The sequence below is a fragment of the Nitrospiria bacterium genome, assembly GCA_036397255.1.
Lineage (GTDB): Bacteria > Nitrospirota > Nitrospiria > DASWJH01 > DASWJH01 > DASWJH01.
In genome coordinates, this window is sequence record DASWJH010000011.1 from 32,999 (window position 1) to 51,322 (window position 18,324).

General features: G+C 46.9%; 15 protein-coding genes. 11 read left to right on the forward strand and 4 right to left on the reverse strand.

The window, feature by feature from the left end:
- Positions 1 to 102 precede the first annotated feature (102 nt).
- The 9 genes from VGB26_01515 to VGB26_01555 are packed head-to-tail and all read left to right on the forward strand — an operon-like array spanning position 103 to position 9,037.
- Entirely contained in the window at positions 103 to 2,022 is a 1,920-nt protein-coding gene (locus VGB26_01515) for a radical SAM protein (GenBank protein ID HEX9756460.1), read from the forward strand.
- Positions 2,022 to 3,278: a diaminopimelate decarboxylase gene (gene lysA / locus VGB26_01520; GenBank protein ID HEX9756461.1), complete on the forward strand. Its 1,257-nt coding sequence runs from the start codon at positions 2,022 to 2,024 to the stop codon at positions 3,276 to 3,278. Before VGB26_01515 ends, lysA begins: the two co-directional genes overlap by 1 nt.
- Positions 3,279 to 3,309: 31 nt before the next feature.
- The gene (gene dapF, locus VGB26_01525; protein HEX9756462.1) at positions 3,310 to 4,146 is read left to right on the forward strand and encodes a diaminopimelate epimerase; all 837 of its coding nucleotides are present in this window, start codon (positions 3,310 to 3,312) and stop codon (positions 4,144 to 4,146) included.
- Complete coding sequence (gene dapA / locus VGB26_01530; GenBank protein ID HEX9756463.1) at positions 4,143 to 5,033, forward strand: 4-hydroxy-tetrahydrodipicolinate synthase; 891 nt, start codon at positions 4,143 to 4,145, stop codon at positions 5,031 to 5,033. Before dapF ends, dapA begins: the two co-directional genes overlap by 4 nt.
- A gap of 60 nt (positions 5,034 to 5,093) precedes the next feature.
- Positions 5,094 to 5,903, forward strand: a complete 810-nt coding sequence (dapB, locus tag VGB26_01535) for a 4-hydroxy-tetrahydrodipicolinate reductase (protein HEX9756464.1) — start codon at positions 5,094 to 5,096, stop codon at positions 5,901 to 5,903.
- Positions 5,900 to 6,649, forward strand: coding sequence for a fumarylacetoacetate hydrolase family protein (locus VGB26_01540; GenBank protein ID HEX9756465.1), 750 nt, complete (start codon positions 5,900 to 5,902; stop codon positions 6,647 to 6,649). Before dapB ends, VGB26_01540 begins: the two co-directional genes overlap by 4 nt.
- A gap of 57 nt (positions 6,650 to 6,706) precedes the next feature.
- Positions 6,707 to 7,861, forward strand: a complete 1,155-nt coding sequence (locus VGB26_01545) for an LL-diaminopimelate aminotransferase (GenBank protein ID HEX9756466.1) — start codon at positions 6,707 to 6,709, stop codon at positions 7,859 to 7,861.
- Between the two features lie 10 nt (positions 7,862 to 7,871).
- Positions 7,872 to 8,402 carry a 2-amino-4-hydroxy-6-hydroxymethyldihydropteridine diphosphokinase gene (folK, locus tag VGB26_01550; GenBank protein HEX9756467.1) on the forward strand — a complete coding sequence of 177 codons (531 nt, stop codon included), beginning with the start codon at positions 7,872 to 7,874 and terminating at the stop codon, positions 8,400 to 8,402.
- A complete protein-coding gene (locus VGB26_01555; GenBank protein HEX9756468.1) occupies positions 8,399 to 9,037 on the forward strand; it encodes a deoxynucleoside kinase in 639 nt (212 codons plus the stop codon). The genes folK and VGB26_01555 overlap by 4 nt, the downstream gene beginning before the upstream one ends.
- Before the next feature lie 65 nt (positions 9,038 to 9,102).
- Here the strand turns inward: VGB26_01555 and VGB26_01560 are convergent, their stop codons facing one another.
- From VGB26_01560 to VGB26_01570, 3 genes are all read right to left on the reverse strand, one after another.
- Positions 9,103 to 10,521, reverse strand: coding sequence for a diguanylate cyclase (locus VGB26_01560; protein ID HEX9756469.1), 1,419 nt, complete (start codon positions 10,519 to 10,521; stop codon positions 9,103 to 9,105).
- 123 nt (positions 10,522 to 10,644) lie between these two features.
- Complete coding sequence (locus VGB26_01565) at positions 10,645 to 11,565, reverse strand: ABC transporter substrate-binding protein (protein HEX9756470.1); 921 nt, start codon at positions 11,563 to 11,565, stop codon at positions 10,645 to 10,647.
- 114 nt (positions 11,566 to 11,679) lie between these two features.
- Entirely contained in the window at positions 11,680 to 12,873 is a 1,194-nt protein-coding gene (locus VGB26_01570) for an FIST N-terminal domain-containing protein (protein ID HEX9756471.1), read from the reverse strand.
- A gap of 262 nt (positions 12,874 to 13,135) precedes the next feature.
- Here VGB26_01570 and VGB26_01575 point away from each other — a divergent pair, with 262 nt between their 5' ends.
- Both VGB26_01575 and VGB26_01580 read left to right on the forward strand, forming a co-directional pair.
- Positions 13,136 to 14,953 carry a M3 family oligoendopeptidase gene (locus VGB26_01575; GenBank protein HEX9756472.1) on the forward strand — a complete coding sequence of 606 codons (1,818 nt, stop codon included), beginning with the start codon at positions 13,136 to 13,138 and terminating at the stop codon, positions 14,951 to 14,953.
- A 310-nt stretch (positions 14,954 to 15,263) separates the two neighbouring features.
- The gene (locus VGB26_01580) at positions 15,264 to 17,291 is read left to right on the forward strand and encodes a cation:proton antiporter (GenBank protein HEX9756473.1); all 2,028 of its coding nucleotides are present in this window, start codon (positions 15,264 to 15,266) and stop codon (positions 17,289 to 17,291) included.
- Here VGB26_01580 and VGB26_01585 read toward each other — a convergent pair.
- A complete protein-coding gene (locus VGB26_01585; GenBank protein HEX9756474.1) occupies positions 17,288 to 18,145 on the reverse strand; it encodes a formylglycine-generating enzyme family protein in 858 nt (285 codons plus the stop codon). The genes VGB26_01580 and VGB26_01585 overlap by 4 nt on opposite strands.
- Between the last annotated feature and the right edge of the window lie 179 nt (positions 18,146 to 18,324).

The window sequence follows — 18,324 nt, forward strand, 5'->3', positions numbered from 1 at the left end:
AAAATATTTTTTTCTGAAATCAAGACTTATTTGTTTGAAACCCCAAGAACGGGGACCCAAAAAAAATTTCTTTCGAAGTGTGATGATGAAAAGGAGATAAAAATGTCTACCGTACAACTTCAATCGACCCCTAGACGGAAACTCCTGTTATTGATTGATCCATACCCGGAGGAAAATCCCTACCGCATGGTGGATAAGGAACAAAGGGCCATCTGGTTTCCGAAACTTTCCCTTCCCGTAATCGCTGGAAGAACACCCAAAACATGGGATATCCGGATTATGGATGAAAGCCGTACCCTGGTCAGGAAATCCTTTGTGGACACCATTATTCAGGAATGGGGACCGGAAAATATCCTGGTGGGAATTTCCACCCAAATGACCTGCTACACACCTCGTGCTTATGAAATCTCCAGTTGGTTTCGCACCCGGGGGGTGAAGGTTTGTTTGGGAGGCACCCATGCAACCTATTGCACCGATGAAGCCCGCCAAAACGCTGATGTGGTGGTGCGCTTTGAGGCCGATGAAATTTGGCCTCTGGTCCTCCAGGATTTTGAAAACGGCACCCTTCAACCCGTTTATGAAATGACCTCCTATCCCACATTTGAAAAAGATTATCCTCATCCCCGAATTGATCTGCTTCCCCAGGGATGCTATATGACCAACCAATGTATTCAAACCACCCGGGGATGCCATTTTGAATGTGAGTTTTGCAGCGTTTCTCCTTTTAATGGAAAAAGCTCAAGGCGGCGTTCTGTCGATGATGTCATTGCTGAAATTCAACGGATCAAAGAATGGCGGAGGAACGAGCTGGTGGAAAAAATGGTCCACGGCCCCATTTGGCACCGGATCGGGACCACCCTCAGGATTTTAACGGGTATTGAAGATGGGACCATTTTTGCTTTCGTGGATGACCTTCACAACTCCAACCGGGACTACTGTAAAAAACTTTGGACCGCATTAAAGGAACTCAATATTAAATGGGGTGCTCAATGCACCCTCTTTTTGGGCAACGAACCCGACATGGTCAAATTGGCCGCTGAAAGCGGATGCGTGGCCATGTTCGTGGGGATGGAATCGGTCAATACGGATGTCTTGTCTGAAATGAACAAACCGTTCAACCAAGAAGGCCGGTATGAAGACCAGATTAAATGTTTCCATGATCACGGCATTATGGTTAACCCAGGAATTATTTTTGGTTCCGATGCAGATGATGAGTCCGTGTTTGAAAACACGGTAGAATTTCTCATTAAATGCCGGGTGGAGCTAGCGTATATCAATGTTGCCACCCCCCTGCCCGGCACCGTTCTCTTCGATCGATTGAAAGCGGAAGGGAGGATCTTTGACTGGGACTGGTCCCATTACGATGGGAAACATGTGGTGTTTCATCCAAAGAGGATGACACCCGAGGTGCTTCAAGAGGGATTTTTCTGGGCCAACCGACAATTTTTCTCACTACCCTCCATCGCAAAGCGGATTTCATCCACCAGTCAGCGGATTATTCCCCGGTGGGTTATGAATTGGAGGTTTAGGAACTTGGTCCGTCGAACCACCCCTGCGGCAAACCTTTCCCCTTTGAGTCAAACCATCCGGAAGCTCCGTGTCCAACTTCCTTCAGTGGATACTGGAAATTTTATCCCCAATGCTTTGGGGGCGGTGAAAAATTCCGTTCAGGAAACCTCAAATCAAATCGACCGTTTTTTGAATATTAAAGTCAAAAAGGATGAGGGTTTAACCACATTAATGGTAGAGCTGGAAGGCACACTGGACCGCTTTAACGTCAAGGAAGTCAGAAATCGAGTCGTGGAAGCGGCAAAAAAAGCACATATGGATATTGTTATTAACTTTGAGCACTTAAAATATGCAACCCCTGAAGCACTCCAGAGCCTCCTGGATTGGACCCATATACAGCGTCTGGCACCCGCTGTTCGAATTAAATTTTTAAATCTCAAAGCGTCCTTTCAACAGGCGTTGACACAACCCCTGCCTATTGGAATTGAGATTGCCAAGAAAGAGCTAGGATAATGCATACATTTCATTACAAAGGAAAAGAACTCTATTGTGAGGCTCTCCCCATCCGGTCCATTGCTGAAAAGGTCGGAACACCCTTTTACCTCTACAGTACAGAAACACTTCAGAAACATTTCCAGGTGTTAGACAGTGCCTTTCAGGGAGTTTCTCATCTAATTGCCTTCGCGGTAAAGGCCAATTCCAATTTGGCTGTCCTACGACTTTTCGGGCGGCAAGGGGGAGGGGCTGATATCGTTTCCTCAGGGGAACTGTTCAGGGCCAGGAAAGCAGGAATCCCCTCTTCTCGGATCGTCTTTGCGGGGGTCGGCAAAACACGTCAGGAAATCGAGGATGCGATAAAAGCGGGAGTTCTTATGTTCAATGTGGAATCCCCTCAGGAATTGGTTCAGATCCATGAGGTGGCAAAGGCAGAAGGCAAAAAGGCCCCGGTGGCCCTCCGGGTCAATCCCAACATTAATCCCAAAACCCACCCTTATATCTCCACAGGGTTAAAGAAAAACAAATTTGGTATTGCCATTGATCAGGCTGTGGAAGAGTATCGGTTGGCAAAGCGCCTGGACCATTTGGACATCGTGGGGGTGCATTGTCATATCGGGTCCCAATTGACCGAAGTTCAACCCTTTGTCGACGCCCTTAAAAAAGTTCTTAAACTGGTTACCCAACTTAAAAAAGAAGGAATTCCTATACAGTATTTGGATATGGGTGGGGGTTTAGGCATTACCTACCAAGGGGAAACCCCGCCTAAACCCAAGGAGTTGGCCAAGGCGATTCTTCCCTTGTTGAAAGGGGAACCCTACACCCTGATTCTTGAACCAGGAAGGGTTCTAGTCGGAAACGCCGGCATACTGGTTACCAAAGTCCTTTACTTAAAAGAAAGTCCAAACAAGCGATTCGCAATAGTGGATGCCGCCATGAACGACCTGCTCCGTCCGACCCTGTATGAGGCCTACCATGAAATTCTTCCGGTGGTCAAAACCCGAATGAAACCCATAACCGTTGATGTGGTCGGTCCCATCTGTGAAACTGGGGATTTCCTGGCAAAAAACCGGAAAATCAATGCTTACCGGCCAGGAGATTTACTGGCGGTCATGTCTGCCGGGGCCTATGGGTTTACGATGTCTTCCAACTACAATGCCAGACCCCGGGTGGCCGAGGTCCTGGTCAATGGGGAACAGTTTCATGTCATTCGGCAACGGGAAACCGTTGAGGATCTAATCAGGGGAGAGGTCATTCCCGACTTCTTAAAATAACCATTTTTTCTTTTGGAAAAAGTGCATCAGTATGACGCCAACGGAACAAAAGATTCCTTTCACTAAAATGAGTGGGAGCGGGAACGATTTTATCATCATCGATAACCGCAAAAAAATCGCCCCGGAAAAAAACATCCAAGAATTTGTCACAAAAATTTGCCAGCGTCGGGTTTCAGTAGGAGCAGACGGGGTCATTTTCATTGAGCCTTCCGAACAGGCACACTTTCGATGGCGGTATTACAATTCTGATGGAGGAGAGGTGGAAATGTGCGGTAACGGAAGCCGGTGTATTGCCCGATTTGCCCACCTGCATGGAATTGCCCCTGCGAAGATGTCCTTTGAAACATTGGCGGGAATCATTCAGGCAGAAGTCAAAGGTCGTGAGGTAAAGGTCCAACTCACGGAACCCAAAGATCTCTCTCTTCACCTCATGATTCCCCTTCAATCTGGGGAAAGGGAGGCCTATTTTTTAAACACGGGAGTCCCCCACGCGGTTTATTTTGTGAAGGATCCCAATACGGTGGATGTGGAGGGACTAGGTCGGGAAACACGCTTTCATCCGCTGTTTCAACCCTCGGGAACCAACGCCAATTTTGTGAGCCTGGAAGACCCTCACCATATGGTAATTCGAACCTATGAACGGGGGGTGGAGGGAGAAACCCTGGCCTGCGGAACCGGGGCGGTAGCCTCCGCCTTGATCTCCGGAGCACTGGGGAAGACCACATCCCCAGTGGAACTCACTACCCGGGGAAGAGAAATTTTAAAGGTGTATTTTCAATGGAATGGAAAACGGTTTTCCAACGTTTTTCTTGAAGGAAACACACACCTGATTTATTCAGGAGAAATCGGGGAAGAGGCCTGGAGATGACAAAGAACAAGGCAACCCTTCAAGGGTCAATGGTCGCCATCATTACGCCATTTAAAAATAACCGTTTGGATGAGGAAGCTTTTAGTCAACTGATAGAAAACCAGATCCGAAACGGAACCGACGCCATTGTTCCCTGTGGCACGACGGGAGAATCGGCAACACTTAGCCATGAGGAACACAAACGGGTAGTGGAGTTATGCGTCGAAGTGGTCGCCAACCGTGCATCCGTTATCGCAGGGTCTGGATCCAACTCCACGGAAGAAGCCATCCTGCTGACCCAGCATGCACAAAAAGCCAAAGCCTCTGCCGCCCTTTTGATTTCACCCTACTATAACAAGCCCACTCAAGAAGGGCTCTACCGCCATTTCAAAGAGATTGCGGACCGCGTGGACATCCCCCTTGTCATTTATAACATTCCTGGAAGGACCAGCATCAATGTTCTTCCCAAAACCCTGGCACGGTTGTGTACCCATCCCAATATTGTTGCAGTCAAAGAATCCAGCGGTTCACTCCAGCAGATTTCAGAGATCATTCATTTCTGTGGAGACCATTTAGATATTCTTTCAGGTGATGACATTCTGACGCTCCCCATTATGGCCATTGGAGGAAAAGGGGTCATTTCCGTTGTTGCCAATCTGGTACCAGGGGAAGTCTCGGCCCTGGTTCATGCCATGGCCGATGGAAAGGTGGAGAAAGCCCGGGCCATTCATCAAAAACTTTTTCCTCTGACCGAAGCCCTATTTCTGGAAACCAATCCGATTCCGGTTAAAACAGCTCTTTCTTTCATGGACCGCTGCACGGATGAAATGCGTCTTCCCCTCTGCCCCATGTCTTCGGAAAACCAAAACCGTTTAAAAAGCGTAATGAAAAATTATGGCCTTCTCTAATCCTCTTCAAAGAAGTTCTCTTTTCTACCTGTATGGTGTTTCGCATCGGGGGGGATTTCATTGGCCAAGGTGACGATCTACGGTGCTGCAGGAAAAATGGGCCAGCGGCTCATGAGACTGGCTTGTGAGACCAAAGGAATTCAGCTTGTAGGGGCCGTGGAGCATTCAGGCCATCCCCTTTTGGGACAAGATGTCGGCCAGCTGATCGGAGCAAAACAAACGGGCATCACACTAACCGCCAATTTGACCGAGGCATTAAATAAAGCCGAGGTCTTAATTGATTTCTCGACAACTGAAGCCACATTGAATTCCCTTCAAACGGCTTCTTTTTTGAAAAAACCCATGGTCATCGGAACAACTGGATTTACAGAAAAAGAGGTCAACCGCATCAAAAATTTTTCCAAAACCATTCCCTGTGTCATGGCCCCCAACATGAGCGTTGGCGTCAATGTTTTGTTTAAATTATTGGAAGAGGTGGTCCCCATTCTAGGAGAGGACTACGACATTGAAATAATCGAGGCCCATCACCGCCACAAAAAAGATGCCCCCAGTGGGACCGCAATGAAAATGGCCCAAATCGTCGCCAAGGCACTCCGCCGGGATTTAAATGAAGTGGCCCGGTACAGCCGACATGGTTTGATCGGTGAACGCAAAGAGAAAGAAATCGGCATTCAAACCATCCGCGCAGGGGAAATTGTGGGAGAACATACCGTTTTGTTTGCAGGCCCGGGTGAAACCCTTGAAATCAAACACCAGGCCTTCAATCGAGACAATTTTGCTCGCGGCGCTCTGGAAGCGGCCAGATGGATTGTGGGAAAACCTCCTGGTCATTTTGACATGCTGGATGTCTTAGGCTTTAGGGATCAATGAAAATCGTTCGGTTTGAGTCCCAACAGAAAATCTACACAGGAGAATTGAAAGAGGGAAAAATTCATACCCTAACGGGAGAATGGTCTTCTTTGAAACCGGAGGGGAAAATTTTTGATCTTCAAAAGGTCCGTCTTCTCGTTCCGTGCCGGCCCACGAAAATCATTGCTGTAGGGAAAAACTACCCCGAGCATATCAAAGAAGTTTCTGGGGAAATTCCCAAAGAACCGATCCTGTTTATGAAACCTCCAACGGCGGCCCTTCCCACCGAAGGGGCAATTATTTTTCCTGAAATGTCCCACCGGGTGGACTATGAGGCGGAACTGGGGGTGGTGATGAAAGCTAAAGCAAAAGGAATCCCAGCCCAAGAAACAGAAAATTATATTTTAGGTTACACCTGTGTGAATGATGTCACCGCCCGAGACCTTCAGAAAAAAGATGGCCAATGGACCCGGGCCAAATCATTTGATACCTTTGCCCCCATTGGACCCTGGATCGTCACCGGTCTCGACCCTTTTGACCTTAAAATTGAATCAGCCCTTAACGGGGAACTGAAACAAACCGGCCGAACCTCCCAAATGCTTTTTAATATCCGGGAATTGATCAGTTTTATTTCCCAAGTTATGACACTTGAACCCGGAGACGTGGTGGCCACCGGAACCCCATCTGGCATCGGACCTATGAAGCGCGGGGATACCATTGAGGTCACCATTGAGGGAATCGGAACCCTTCGGAATCGAGTGGTATAAGGGAAAAAATTGTCTATAATGAAAGGAGATTAAAAATTGACCTTATTACCCATTGAAATGGCAAAACGCGTAAAGGACCTTCCCCCATACCTTTTTGCCGCTATTGACCAAATGAAGCAGGAAGCCATACAACGGGGGGTGGATATCATCAATCTCGGCGTAGGGGATCCCGATCTTCCCACCCCACCTGAAATTGTCCGGAGTCTGCAAAGGGCTGCCGAAAATCCGCAACATCATCAATATCCTTCCTACGATGGCATGAAGAGTTTTCGGCAAGCAGTAGCCTCTTGGTATGAAAAAAGGTTTGGGGTTTCATTGGATCCAAACCGGGAGGTTTTAACCCTCATTGGTTCAAAAGAGGGAATCGGTCATCTCCCCCTGGCTCTCATCAACCCCGGGGATGTTTCTTTAATTCCCTCTCCGGGTTATCCGGTATATCAAGCGGGAACCCTTTTTGCGGGTGGACACACCGGGATCATGCCCCTTTTGAAAGAAAATGGTTTTTTACCCCAACTCTCCACCATTCCCGCAACCATCATTAAAAGGTCCAGGCTCTTGTTTATCAATTATCCCAATAACCCCACGGCTGCCACCGCAGACCTTTCTTTTTTTGAAGAAGTGGTGGGTTTTGCCAAGAGAAACAATATTATTGTTTGCCATGATGCGGCCTATTCGGAAATCTTCTACGATGGGGTTCAACCCCTCAGCTTTCTTCAAGCGCGGGGAGCAAAAGATGTGGGAATTGAATTTCATTCCCTATCCAAAACCTACAATATGACCGGATGGCGGATTGGGTTCGCAGTGGGCCACCCCGATGTGATTGCGGCCCTTGGAAAAATTAAAAGCAACATTGATTCAGGGGTTTTTCAAGCCATTCAGGAAGCAGGAATCAGCGCTTTGAATATGGGAAACAGCCCTTTGGAAACCATTCGATCAACCTACCAAGCCCGACGGGATGCTTTCATTCCTCCTCTCAGGGAGATGGGGTTTAATGTAGAACCTCCGAAAGCCGCATTCTATGTTTGGGCGGAAACCCCAAAAGGCTACACTTCAACCGGGTTAACAAAAATTCTTCTTGAAAAAGCGGGAATCATCACCACCCCAGGGGTTGGGTTTGGAGAAGCTGGAGAAGGGTACATCCGGATGACCTTGACGGTACCCAAAGAACGGCTTTTAGAAGCAGCCCAACGGATCAAAAAAATTGGGCTTTAGAGAAAACCTTATGGGAGAAATTTGCTATATCGGTTTAGGCTCCAATCTGGGGAACCGTGCCCTTTTTTTAAAAAGAGCCCAGGACCAATTGGAGGCTCTTTCCAAAACCGCGTTGACCCGGGTCTCTCCCGTCTATGAAACCCAGCCCGAAGGGCCTGTTTCCCAACCCTGGTTTCTCAATGAAGTGGTTGCCCTCCGGACCCTTTTGGAGCCCGAAGAACTTTTATTTCATTGTCTGCGGATTGAAAACCAGGAAGGAAGGGTTCGTCATCAAACCTGGGGTCCTCGAACACTGGATTTGGATATCCTAATGTTTGGAAACCGCATTGTTGAACAGGAACGCCTTCAAATTCCACATCCCCGGTTGGCAGAACGCCGTTTTGTCTTAACCCCATTGGCTGAAATTGCCCCTTCAACCGTTCATCCGATTTTAAAAAAAACCATTAAAACCCTTCTGAATGATCTAAAGGGTACACCCCAGATGCTGCCTTATTCGGTTTCTCCGTTCTGCCCCTCGGGTGTTCCAGGAGAGATACCATGATAGACCCTTCTTACCTTGTCATCGAAGGGCCCATCGGGGTGGGGAAAACCAGTTTGGTTTCCCTCTTAAGCAAGGAGATGAACGGGCGGGAAATTCTAGAACATGTTGAGGATAATCCTTTTTTATATTCCTTCTATAAAGATCCTGAACGGTTTGCATTTCAAACACAACTTTTTTTTCTTCTTTCCCGCTATCGTCAATTAGAAGAGTTGAAACAACCCGACCTTTTTCACCGGGTCACGGTAACTGATTATTTTCTCCCGAAAGACCGGCTTTTTGCATCCCTCAACCTAACCCCAAGTGAGCTGGGGCTTTATGATCAAATTTACGCCCTCCTGAATCTGCGCCTTCCGAAACCGGATCTGGTGATTTATCTTCAAGCACAAACCGAAATACTGATGGAACGGATCCTGCTCCGGGGAAAAGAATATGAAAAAGAAATTTCTTGGGACTATATCCATTCCGTCAACCAGGCCTACAATGATTTTTTCTTTCACTACAACGAAACTCCGTTGCTTGTGATTCAAACCACTGAGATGGATTTTGTCCATAACCGAATGGATCTAGAAGACCTTTACAAACAAATTCAAAACATGGGACAGGGAACCCAATATTATATTCCCCGGAAAGGATGAATCACTTCAAATGGAAGGGCATTCTGGCAGGACAATCAGGAGGTTTTTAAATCAATTGGTTTATCTTAACTCAAATTTTTTTCTTTTCCCCATAAATAGCCTTGAACCAAAAATCCCCCGATACGCTTGGCAACCTTTAATTCTTTTTCATTTTCGATCCCCTCTGCAATGATTCCCTCTTTGGAATAGTTGCGTAAAGCGAGCACCAGGTCTTTTAAAAAATTACCAAACTGCTCTGAAGAAGCGGCTTGAACAATGGTAGAACGATCCATTTTGATATAGTCGGGAATGAGCCTGGCAACAAAAGGCAATGAAATAAAACCAGCACCAAAATCATCAATTGCAAACTTAAATCCCAAGGCGCGCCACCGCCTGGCGGTTTCTAAAAAACGCTCCACTTCATACAGCGCTTCCCCTTCTGAGATTTCCAGGATGACATCTATTCCATCGGGTTTTTGTACCGATTCGAGTTGGTTGAGCATATTAAAATCTACATTGATAAACACTTTCTGTATCCCCAAGGCTTTCGCCCGTTCCAGCTGCAAATGAAAACAAAGGCATTTCAATTGATTGAGTTGTCCCACCGCCTGATACCGCTTAAATAATTCCAGAATACTTAACTTCCCGCTGGGATCCCGGCTGAGGGCCTCATATCCGAGAATTTGATCCGAGCGGGTATCCATGACCGGTTGGAAAATAATATCAACACTTTTCTCATTTACAGGATAAACATCCTCGCCGATGTGCACCTTGCCCCCTCCCTTTTTCGCAATATATAAGGCCCGATCCGCTAATAAAATCAATTTATCAATACTATCGCCATGCTCTGGATAAAGAGCCACTCCGATGCTGATATCCAAAGGGTGTTGAATTTTTTCGCTCAAACGAAGAACGCCTTCCCGAATCCGATCCGCGGCAAAGCATACCCCCTCCCGTGTGGTTTCCGAGAGCACAACCAACATTTCATCCCCGCCCCACCGAAAAACCAAATCCGATCCCCGGGTGGCATCCTGAAGACCGAGGGCCACCTCCCTTAAGGCATCATCACCGACCTGGTGACCTTGGTTGTCGTTTAAATCTTTAAAATGATCAAGATCACAAAGAAGAAGGGCAACCACAGTTCGATACCGGTCCGCACGGGCCTTTTGCTCCTTCATCCGATCCTCAAAATACCTCCGGTTAAACAACCCGGTAAGCGGATCCCGCATGGCTTGCATTTCAAGCAAATTTCTCATTTTTCCGAAAGTCGCCCGGGAGTGAAAAACATAAACACAAAAGAGGCAAACCAATACAAACAACCCGATCAAAGCCCGGTGTGCCATAGATCCGAAAAAGTTTTCTGAGTTTTGATCCTGCCCTTGAATAAAATAAAACGCAAAAACCGTTACCGCTCCAAACACCAATAGGAGGCCGAGGGTCAGGCTCAGGAGTTGCCACTCCCGGTTTTCGATTTTTTCTAAACTTTGTTCAACTGGGGTATTCATCAGTGATTCAGGACTTTTATCTAGGGGAACCCTTCTTCGAAGTATATCAGCAAACGGGGGATGGTCAAGGGATAGGCCGCGGGTTTTTTGGAACCATCTCTAAGGGTAAATGAAATCTCTCAGTTAGGATTTCCAGATGTGGTAGAAAGGGTCAGGAACCTCAGGGGAATCCAAAAAGGAAGGATGTAAAATATGGGCCAAGATTTCGGCACTTTCGGCAATTCGTGGTCCGGGCCGGTTAAAATAAGCATTTCCGTCGACTAAAAAACACCGCCCTTCTCGAGTAGCCCGGAATTCCCCCAACCGATCTGATAAAGTGCTTTGGCTGAGCTCTTGTTGGGTTCGGGAAAGATCATACCCACAGGGGAGAATCACAATGATATCAGGATCCGCTTTCCGCACATCCTCCCAAGTCGGTTTTGAAAAAAGCTCGTTGGATTGAATCAAAACAGGTTCTCCCCCTCCCCATCTTACCAATTCCGGCATCCAACCTCCCGCAATCATCAAGGGGTCCAACCATTCTACGCAAGCCACCGTCGGCCGACTCCCAACGGGCCTTAGGCGATGAGAAATGAAGTCCACCCGGTTTTGAATCTGGCTGACCAGGTTTTCCCCTCTATCATGTACACCTGCCATTTCAGCCACCCGTTTTATATCATTCAGAATGTCATGGAAAAAATTGGGCTGCAACGTGCAAAGGCGGGTGGTCGGAAGAGTCAAAGAACAAAGAGCGGTTTCAACCTCTTTTAGGGAAACCGCACATATTTCACACTGATCCTGGGTGATTACCAAATCCGGTTTAATTTTTTCAAGAATAGACGTCCGAATAGTATAAACGCTCATTCCATTTTGAAGAATTTTCCGAACCGATTGGTCAATGACCTCGCTTTTCGCTTTGGTGTCAATTTGGGGTTTGGTTAAAATAGGAAGGTTTTCTACACCAGGGGGAAAATCACATTCATGGGAAACCCCCACCAACTGTTCCCGAAGGCCCAAGGCGCAGACGATTTCTGTGGCACTGGCAATCAAAGAAGCGATTCGCATTTAAAAATAATCCCAGAAGCTTTTCCTCTGTGGCCGCAGGGGGGGAGGGGGATTTTAAACCCAACTTTTCCCAGCCTTCATGAACCCTTGCCCTCAAGAAAGGGCGTCATGGAATTAATGGATATCCTGAATCGGCCTAAAAATACCAAAGCAGCTGGTATACCCATGTAGGTAGGTGGATGGACCCACAGCCCCGATTTCACCATTGCAAAAGAACCCCCCCAATGGGATCGATCCCATTTTCTGCCTGAAAAGGTCACTATCATGGTTGGGATATCCGTAAAGATGTTGGCCCCGTCCTAAGCAAGAAAAAAGCAACGCCCCTTGGGAAACCCTAGGGTTATGCTCCATTAAATGGCGGGTTAACATTAAATCCAAATCTTCGGAAGAGGTTTTGGAATCACGCAAATGAAATTGCACGGTCTGCCCTTCATGTAAATCCGCCCCAACAGCCAAAACCCCATTCAGAGGTTCGAACCGAATATTCCGAATTAAAAAATCCCCTTGTTTCAGATCTTCTTTGAGAGGGTCCATAACAATCCCCAGAAAAAGGGAATGTTGGGCCAATTCCCGATCTTGGTCATCGAGAGAGTCTAACAATTCCTTCAGAATGTTGATGGGTTTTTCCCGATCCAGGCCTAAAAGCAGGTTTTGGTCACACTGGGTAATATGCATGGGATACCCAATAGGGCGGCAACCCTGGGCCACAACGGTATCCACCATTATATTTCCCACCAAAGATAGGCCCACCAAACCGTTTCGATAAATGGCCTCATTTAAGAAAAGAGCATTTACACCCGGACGGACCGCACCGCTGGCCAAACCACCCACTTTTGAGGATTGTGGAAAAGCAAAATCCAGACCCAAAAGAAGACCCTCGGGATTAAATGAAAACGGATCTGCAAGTATGACAAAATGGGGAATTTGACCCGAAGGAATTCCAACCCAATCCCTCCACGTCTGAGGACTAGCATCTAATGTGGGGAGTTGACCCATTCCCGCATAAAAGGGTTTTAAGGAAACATTGGGTAAGCGAGCCGCCGTCAGGCTGAGGGCCGCTTTTTGTTCAATCTCTCTCCCTCCTCCGATTATTCCTGCGGCAGAACACCCGATTAGGGTCCCGCATTGAAGCCCTTTCATCACCTGGGCTGGAATCTCTTCATAAGTTTTTTGGTAGTGTGGCGATAGAAAAACAAAAACAAGGTCAACCGGATCCGGACCCAACACTTCTTGAATTTCAGAAATGCAGTGCTTAAGGGCAAGGTCAGGAGATAACCCTTCGGCAATGCTTGTGGCCCATTTCATCATTAAACGTTCACCTCAACTCACTGGAGGTTTCCATCATACCACATTCGGGGGTTATGGGTTCAAGCCAATTTCCTTCAAAAAAACTGAACGATCCGATTTATTTTTTTAAGAAATGGACAAGCAAAAATATGTTAGATTAATAAAAAATGTCCCTTTGACACCAAGGGCAAGAGGGATTTGGTAGTGGTAGATAAGAAAAATTTATGGTAGGATGAAACGAGTTAACCATTTCTATTCACAGGTTGTTTAAGAGGAGGATTGATTGTCAAACCTGCAAACGAAATCTCAAGGAGCCGAGGGAATACGTTGGGATCTTTCCGATTTATACAACTCCATTGAAGATCCTAAAATTGAAAAGGATTTAAAAGAAATCGATCAAGCGGCAGAATCCTTTGAGGAAACCTATCGGTCCAAAATTAAAAATAAAAACCTTGACCCCGATACCTTACTTCGGGCCGTCCAACAACTGGAACAAATCTTTGAAAAATCCGGCAAGATACTCTCTTTTGCATCTCTGGTTTTTTCCGGCAACAATCAGGATCCCCGCAACGGAGCATTTATGCAGGCCATGCGGGAAAAATTCACCGAAATCAGAAAACACCTCATCTTTTTTGATTTGGAGTGGTTGTCCCTTTCCGATAAGAAAGTAAAAGAAATTTTGAATAAAAATCAATTGGCCCATTACCGGCATTTTCTGGAAACGGAACGCAAGTACAAACCCCATCGTCTCTCCGAACCCGAGGAAAAAATTCTGGATGAAAAATCCAATACGGGGATCAGTGCTTTTGAACGGTTATTTGAAGAAGTTATTAGCGCCGTCCAATTTCCAATGAAAAGAAAAGGAGAAATAAAAAATCTTACGGAACAGGAGATTTTAGCTTTATTGCATGACCCGGACCGCGAGATTCGAAAAGAGGCCTCCAGCGCACTGACCCTGGGTTTAAAAAGTAATTGCAGGATCTTAAATTTTATATTCAATGTGGTCGTAGCAGAACACGCCAGTAATGACCGGCTGCGTTCCTATTCTGGTCCCATGTCTTCCCGTCACCTCTCCAATGAAATCGAACCCAGGTCCGTAGAAACCCTGCTGAATAGGTGTGAGGAAAACTACAACCTGGTGGCCCGCTACTATCATTTGAAACGGCGGATTTTGGGGTTGGAAAAACTATACGATTATGACCGGTACGCCCCCATGCTTCAAGAAAACAGAGCGATTTCATATAAAGAATGTCAAGAAACGGTTCTTTCCTCTTTTGGGGATTTCTCTCCCAAAATGCGGGAGATTGCCTCCCTCTTTTTTGAAAAAAACTGGATTGATGCGGAACTGAGACCCGGAAAACGCGGAGGGGCTTTTAGCCACGGAACCGTCCCTTCCGTCCATCCCTACATTTTAGTTAATTACACAGGCCGGCCCCGGGATGTCATGACCGTGGCACACGAGTTGGGACACGGGATTCATCAATACCTTTCAAGGGGACAAGGCTATTTTCAATCGGATACACCCCTGACCACCGCAGAAACCGCCAGCGTTTTCGGGGAAATGCTGGTGTTTCATACACTCAAAGGCAAAGAAACAGACCCCAAAGCGCGCCTGGCTTTACTGTGCGGAAAACTGGAAGATATTTTTGCCACCGTCTTTCGTCAGGTAACCATGACCCGTTTTGAACAACGCCTTCATCATGCAAGACGGGAACAGGGTGAACTGTCGGACACCCCGGTCAACGCCCTTTGGCTTGAAGCAAACCGGAATATGTTTAAAGATTCCGTAGAATTAAGGGAAGATTACGGGTGGTGGTGGCTGTACATTACTCATTTTATTCATTCTCCTTTCTATTGTTACGCTTATGCATTCGGGGAGTTGTTGGTTCTTGCCCTTTATAAATGTTACCTGAATGATGGCCAAACATTTGTTCCCAAATATCTTGATCTCCTATCGGCAGGAGGGTCAGACAAACCCGAAAACCTTTTAAAAAAGGTCGGAGTGGACATTACTGCCTTTAATTTCTGGGACGGAGGACTGGAACTGATCCGAAATTTGGTTGACGAGGCGGAAGATCTTGCAAAGGAAACCGGTTTTTAATTTTTAAAAAGATTCCTCTGTCATATTTTCCGTAAAAAAGAAGGAAACGCTCCCAAAAGTTTGGCCGGGAACAATTATCGGCCATAGTGGCTCCCCCCGGTAGAACCGGATCATCGGTTCCCCCGGAAATAACTCCGCAACCCACTTTTCGGCCCCTCACTTTTTTAAATGAAGATGGTACGGCCCTTTTGAATAACACCAGGGGGCTTTTCAACACATATCCAAAAACCTCCACAATTAAAAAAGCAGGGAACACTTTGAATACCGGAAAACCGGCTCCCTAACCCCGCGGATCCAAGCGAAAACCTTTATGGAACAGGAATTTACTTTTCTCACAGATCTAATTGTCGTTTTCTTTTTCTCAATTTTGGTGGTTACCGTCTTCCAACGGGTGAGACAACCCACCATCATCGGTTTTCTGGTGACCGGAATCCTAATCGGTCCTTACGGTTTGTCTTTAGTCGATGATGTCCGACAGGTGGAGGTTTTGGCCAATATTGGGGTCATCCTTCTTCTTTTCTCTGTAGGCATTGAAGTTTCCATTCAGCAGGTTAGCCGAATTCGAAAAATGGTATTCCTTGGAGGAGGGTTCCAAGTGGGCGTTACCATCCTGCTGGTCACCATTATTTTCTTTCTTTTAAAATTTACCTTTCAGCAAGCCCTGTTTATCGGTTTTCTGCTGAGTTTGAGCAGCACCGCCATTGTATTAAAAATCTTAATGGATCGCGGTGAACTGGACGCTCCCCATGGCCGTTTCTCCCTGGGGATACTCTTATTTCAGGATTTATGCATCGTTCCCCTTATGCTGGTCACCCCCCTCCTTTCTGACTTTACGGGGGATGGATGGAAGGCCATTCCTTGGGCCCTCGGCAAGGCAGCTTTGCTGATTGTATTGACCTTGATTGGGGCGCGCTATTTAATCCCATGGTTCTTATTTCAAATCAGTCGGACCAAAAGCAGGGAAACCTTTGTGATCGGTGTCATTTTATTATGCTTGGGAACCGCATGGCTGACCTCCAAGGCGGGACTCTCTTTAGCCCTCGGAGCATTTATCGCCGGTTTGGTGATTTCCGAATCGGAGTTTCGGCACCAGGTTTTGGCGGAAACCCTTCCTTTTCGCGACGGGCTGTACAGCCTATTTTTTATTTCTGTTGGCATGTTGATGGACATTACCTTTTTAATAGAAAATTGGGCCGAGGTTCTTCTTTGGATCGGGTTAATCCTCATCCTCAAAACGCTCGTGGCAGGAGCCCCCGCTTTTCTTTTCCGATATTCCCACCGGATCGCCGTTTTAATGGGCATGGCTTTGGCCCAGGTGGGAGAATTCTCTTTCGTCTTGGCAACAGTCGGTTTGGACCAGGGAATCATTTCGGCCCAAATTTTCCAGACCTTCCTTTCTGCCTCCATTGTGACCATGATCCTCACCCCGATTCTCATTCAAATGGGTCCATGGGTAGCGGAGCAAGCCGACCGATTTGGAAGCGCCCGGGGGTGGATCCAGCCGGAAATTTCCGAAAAGTCCCCTGGAGACCAACCCCCTCCTCTCAAAGATCATGTGGTCATTGTGGGATATGGCATCAATGGAAGAAACCTGTCCCGGGTATTAAAGGTGGTCAAAATACCGTATATCATTCTCGAGCTCAACTCAGAGGTGGTGAAGGAATACCGGGAAGTGGGGGAGCCGATCTATTACGGGGATGCCGCGAGGGAAGAGGTTTTAAAATCTGTGGGACTGACAGATGCCAAGGTGGTGGTCTTTGCCATATCCGATCCGTCGTCGATTTTACAAATGGTTACCCTTTCCAGAAGATTGAACCCTCCCATTCACATAATTGTCCGGATCCGCTATGTTTCCGAAATGGACCTTCTTTTTAAGATGGGTGCCAATGAAGTCATTCCGGAGGAATTTGAAACCTCCATCGAGATTTTTGCCCGGGTCTTGCGACGGTTCGGAATCGCCCGTCCCATTATTCAACAGCAGGTACAGGAAATTCGAAGTGAGCGGTATGAAATGTTCAGGGGTATCCCTCAATCTTTCCATGCCCTCCTTCAGATTCCAGAAATGATGGGAAAAATGGATATTGAGACGGCTCTGCTCCCCGAAGGAGCGTTTGCCAATGGGAAAACCCTGGAAGGAATTTCCCTTCGTAAAAAAGCAGGGGCTTCCGTCATTGCGGTGGTGCGTGAAGGGGTGGTCCGTTCCAATCCCAGTCCAGGATTTTTACTGAAATCGGGAGATCAATTGGTTCTTTTCGGGGAGGATGAAAGCATGGAAAAAGTGATTCACTATTTAAATTCAGGAGAGATTGATGAAATCGAAAAATCAGATACCGACTAACCATTCTTTGCGCAGCGGAAACCGCCATCGGGATAGGCATCTTCCGGAGGAGCATACAGGCGATAAGGGATTCGATAAAAAATTTTAAGAGCATAATGTCCCGTTCCTCCCCAACTTCCTCCTTTTAAAACCTTGTTTTTTTCACCAAAAGCTTCGCTTTGGTAAGCATTTCCAGGGTAGGGATGATACCAATCGTCCACCCACTCCCAAACATTTCCAACCATATCATGGACACCATAGGGGCTCTTCCCCATCTCAAAGCTCCCCACCGGGGCCAGCTCTCTCGGGTCCGATTCCCCGGTATTGGCTTTGGATGGATCAAATTCATTTCCCCAAGGATAACGACGCCCGTCCGTTCCCCGGGCGGCTTTTTCCCATTCCGCTTCAGTCGGCAAACGCTTACCAGCCCACTCACAAAACCGCTTTGCCTCATACCAACTGATATAGGTCACGGGGTAATGAGCATAAGGAAGCGGAAATTGTCCCTCCGGCCAACTCCCGGGAGGACGGGAGGCGGTGTTTTCCACAAACTGCTTATAGTGCAAATGGTTGACTTCATACTTGTCGATCCAAAAAGCGGCCACCATCACTCGGTGAAGGGGATGTTCATCCATATAGAGTGGTTTCACCGTCCCGAATTCCGAACCAATTCCTTCCTCATCTTCTTCACTGCTTCCCATTAAAAAAGGACCTGCGGGAATAAAAACCATTTCCCGTGTGGGGTCTCCTGAGGTTTTGGGATGAACCCGGGGGGAACTGGGTGATTGCACCTCTTCAGACTTTTTGGAACAAGAAAAAACAAGAGGGCCTAGTAAAGTCATACTGATTAAAAAAACGAAATAACGATTCCTCAAAAAGCTGATCTCCTTCTTCGAAATTCAATTAAAAAAACAATGGGTCTTCGTGTAATCGAGTGGGTAAAAATTGTTAAAAAGTGTTTAAGGTCCATACAGGGCAAGGGTCAAGTCAAAGTCATTCTGTGGTTGAAGCCTTTGAAGTATTAGAGGTTCCTGCAAAATCCAGTTCGTCATTC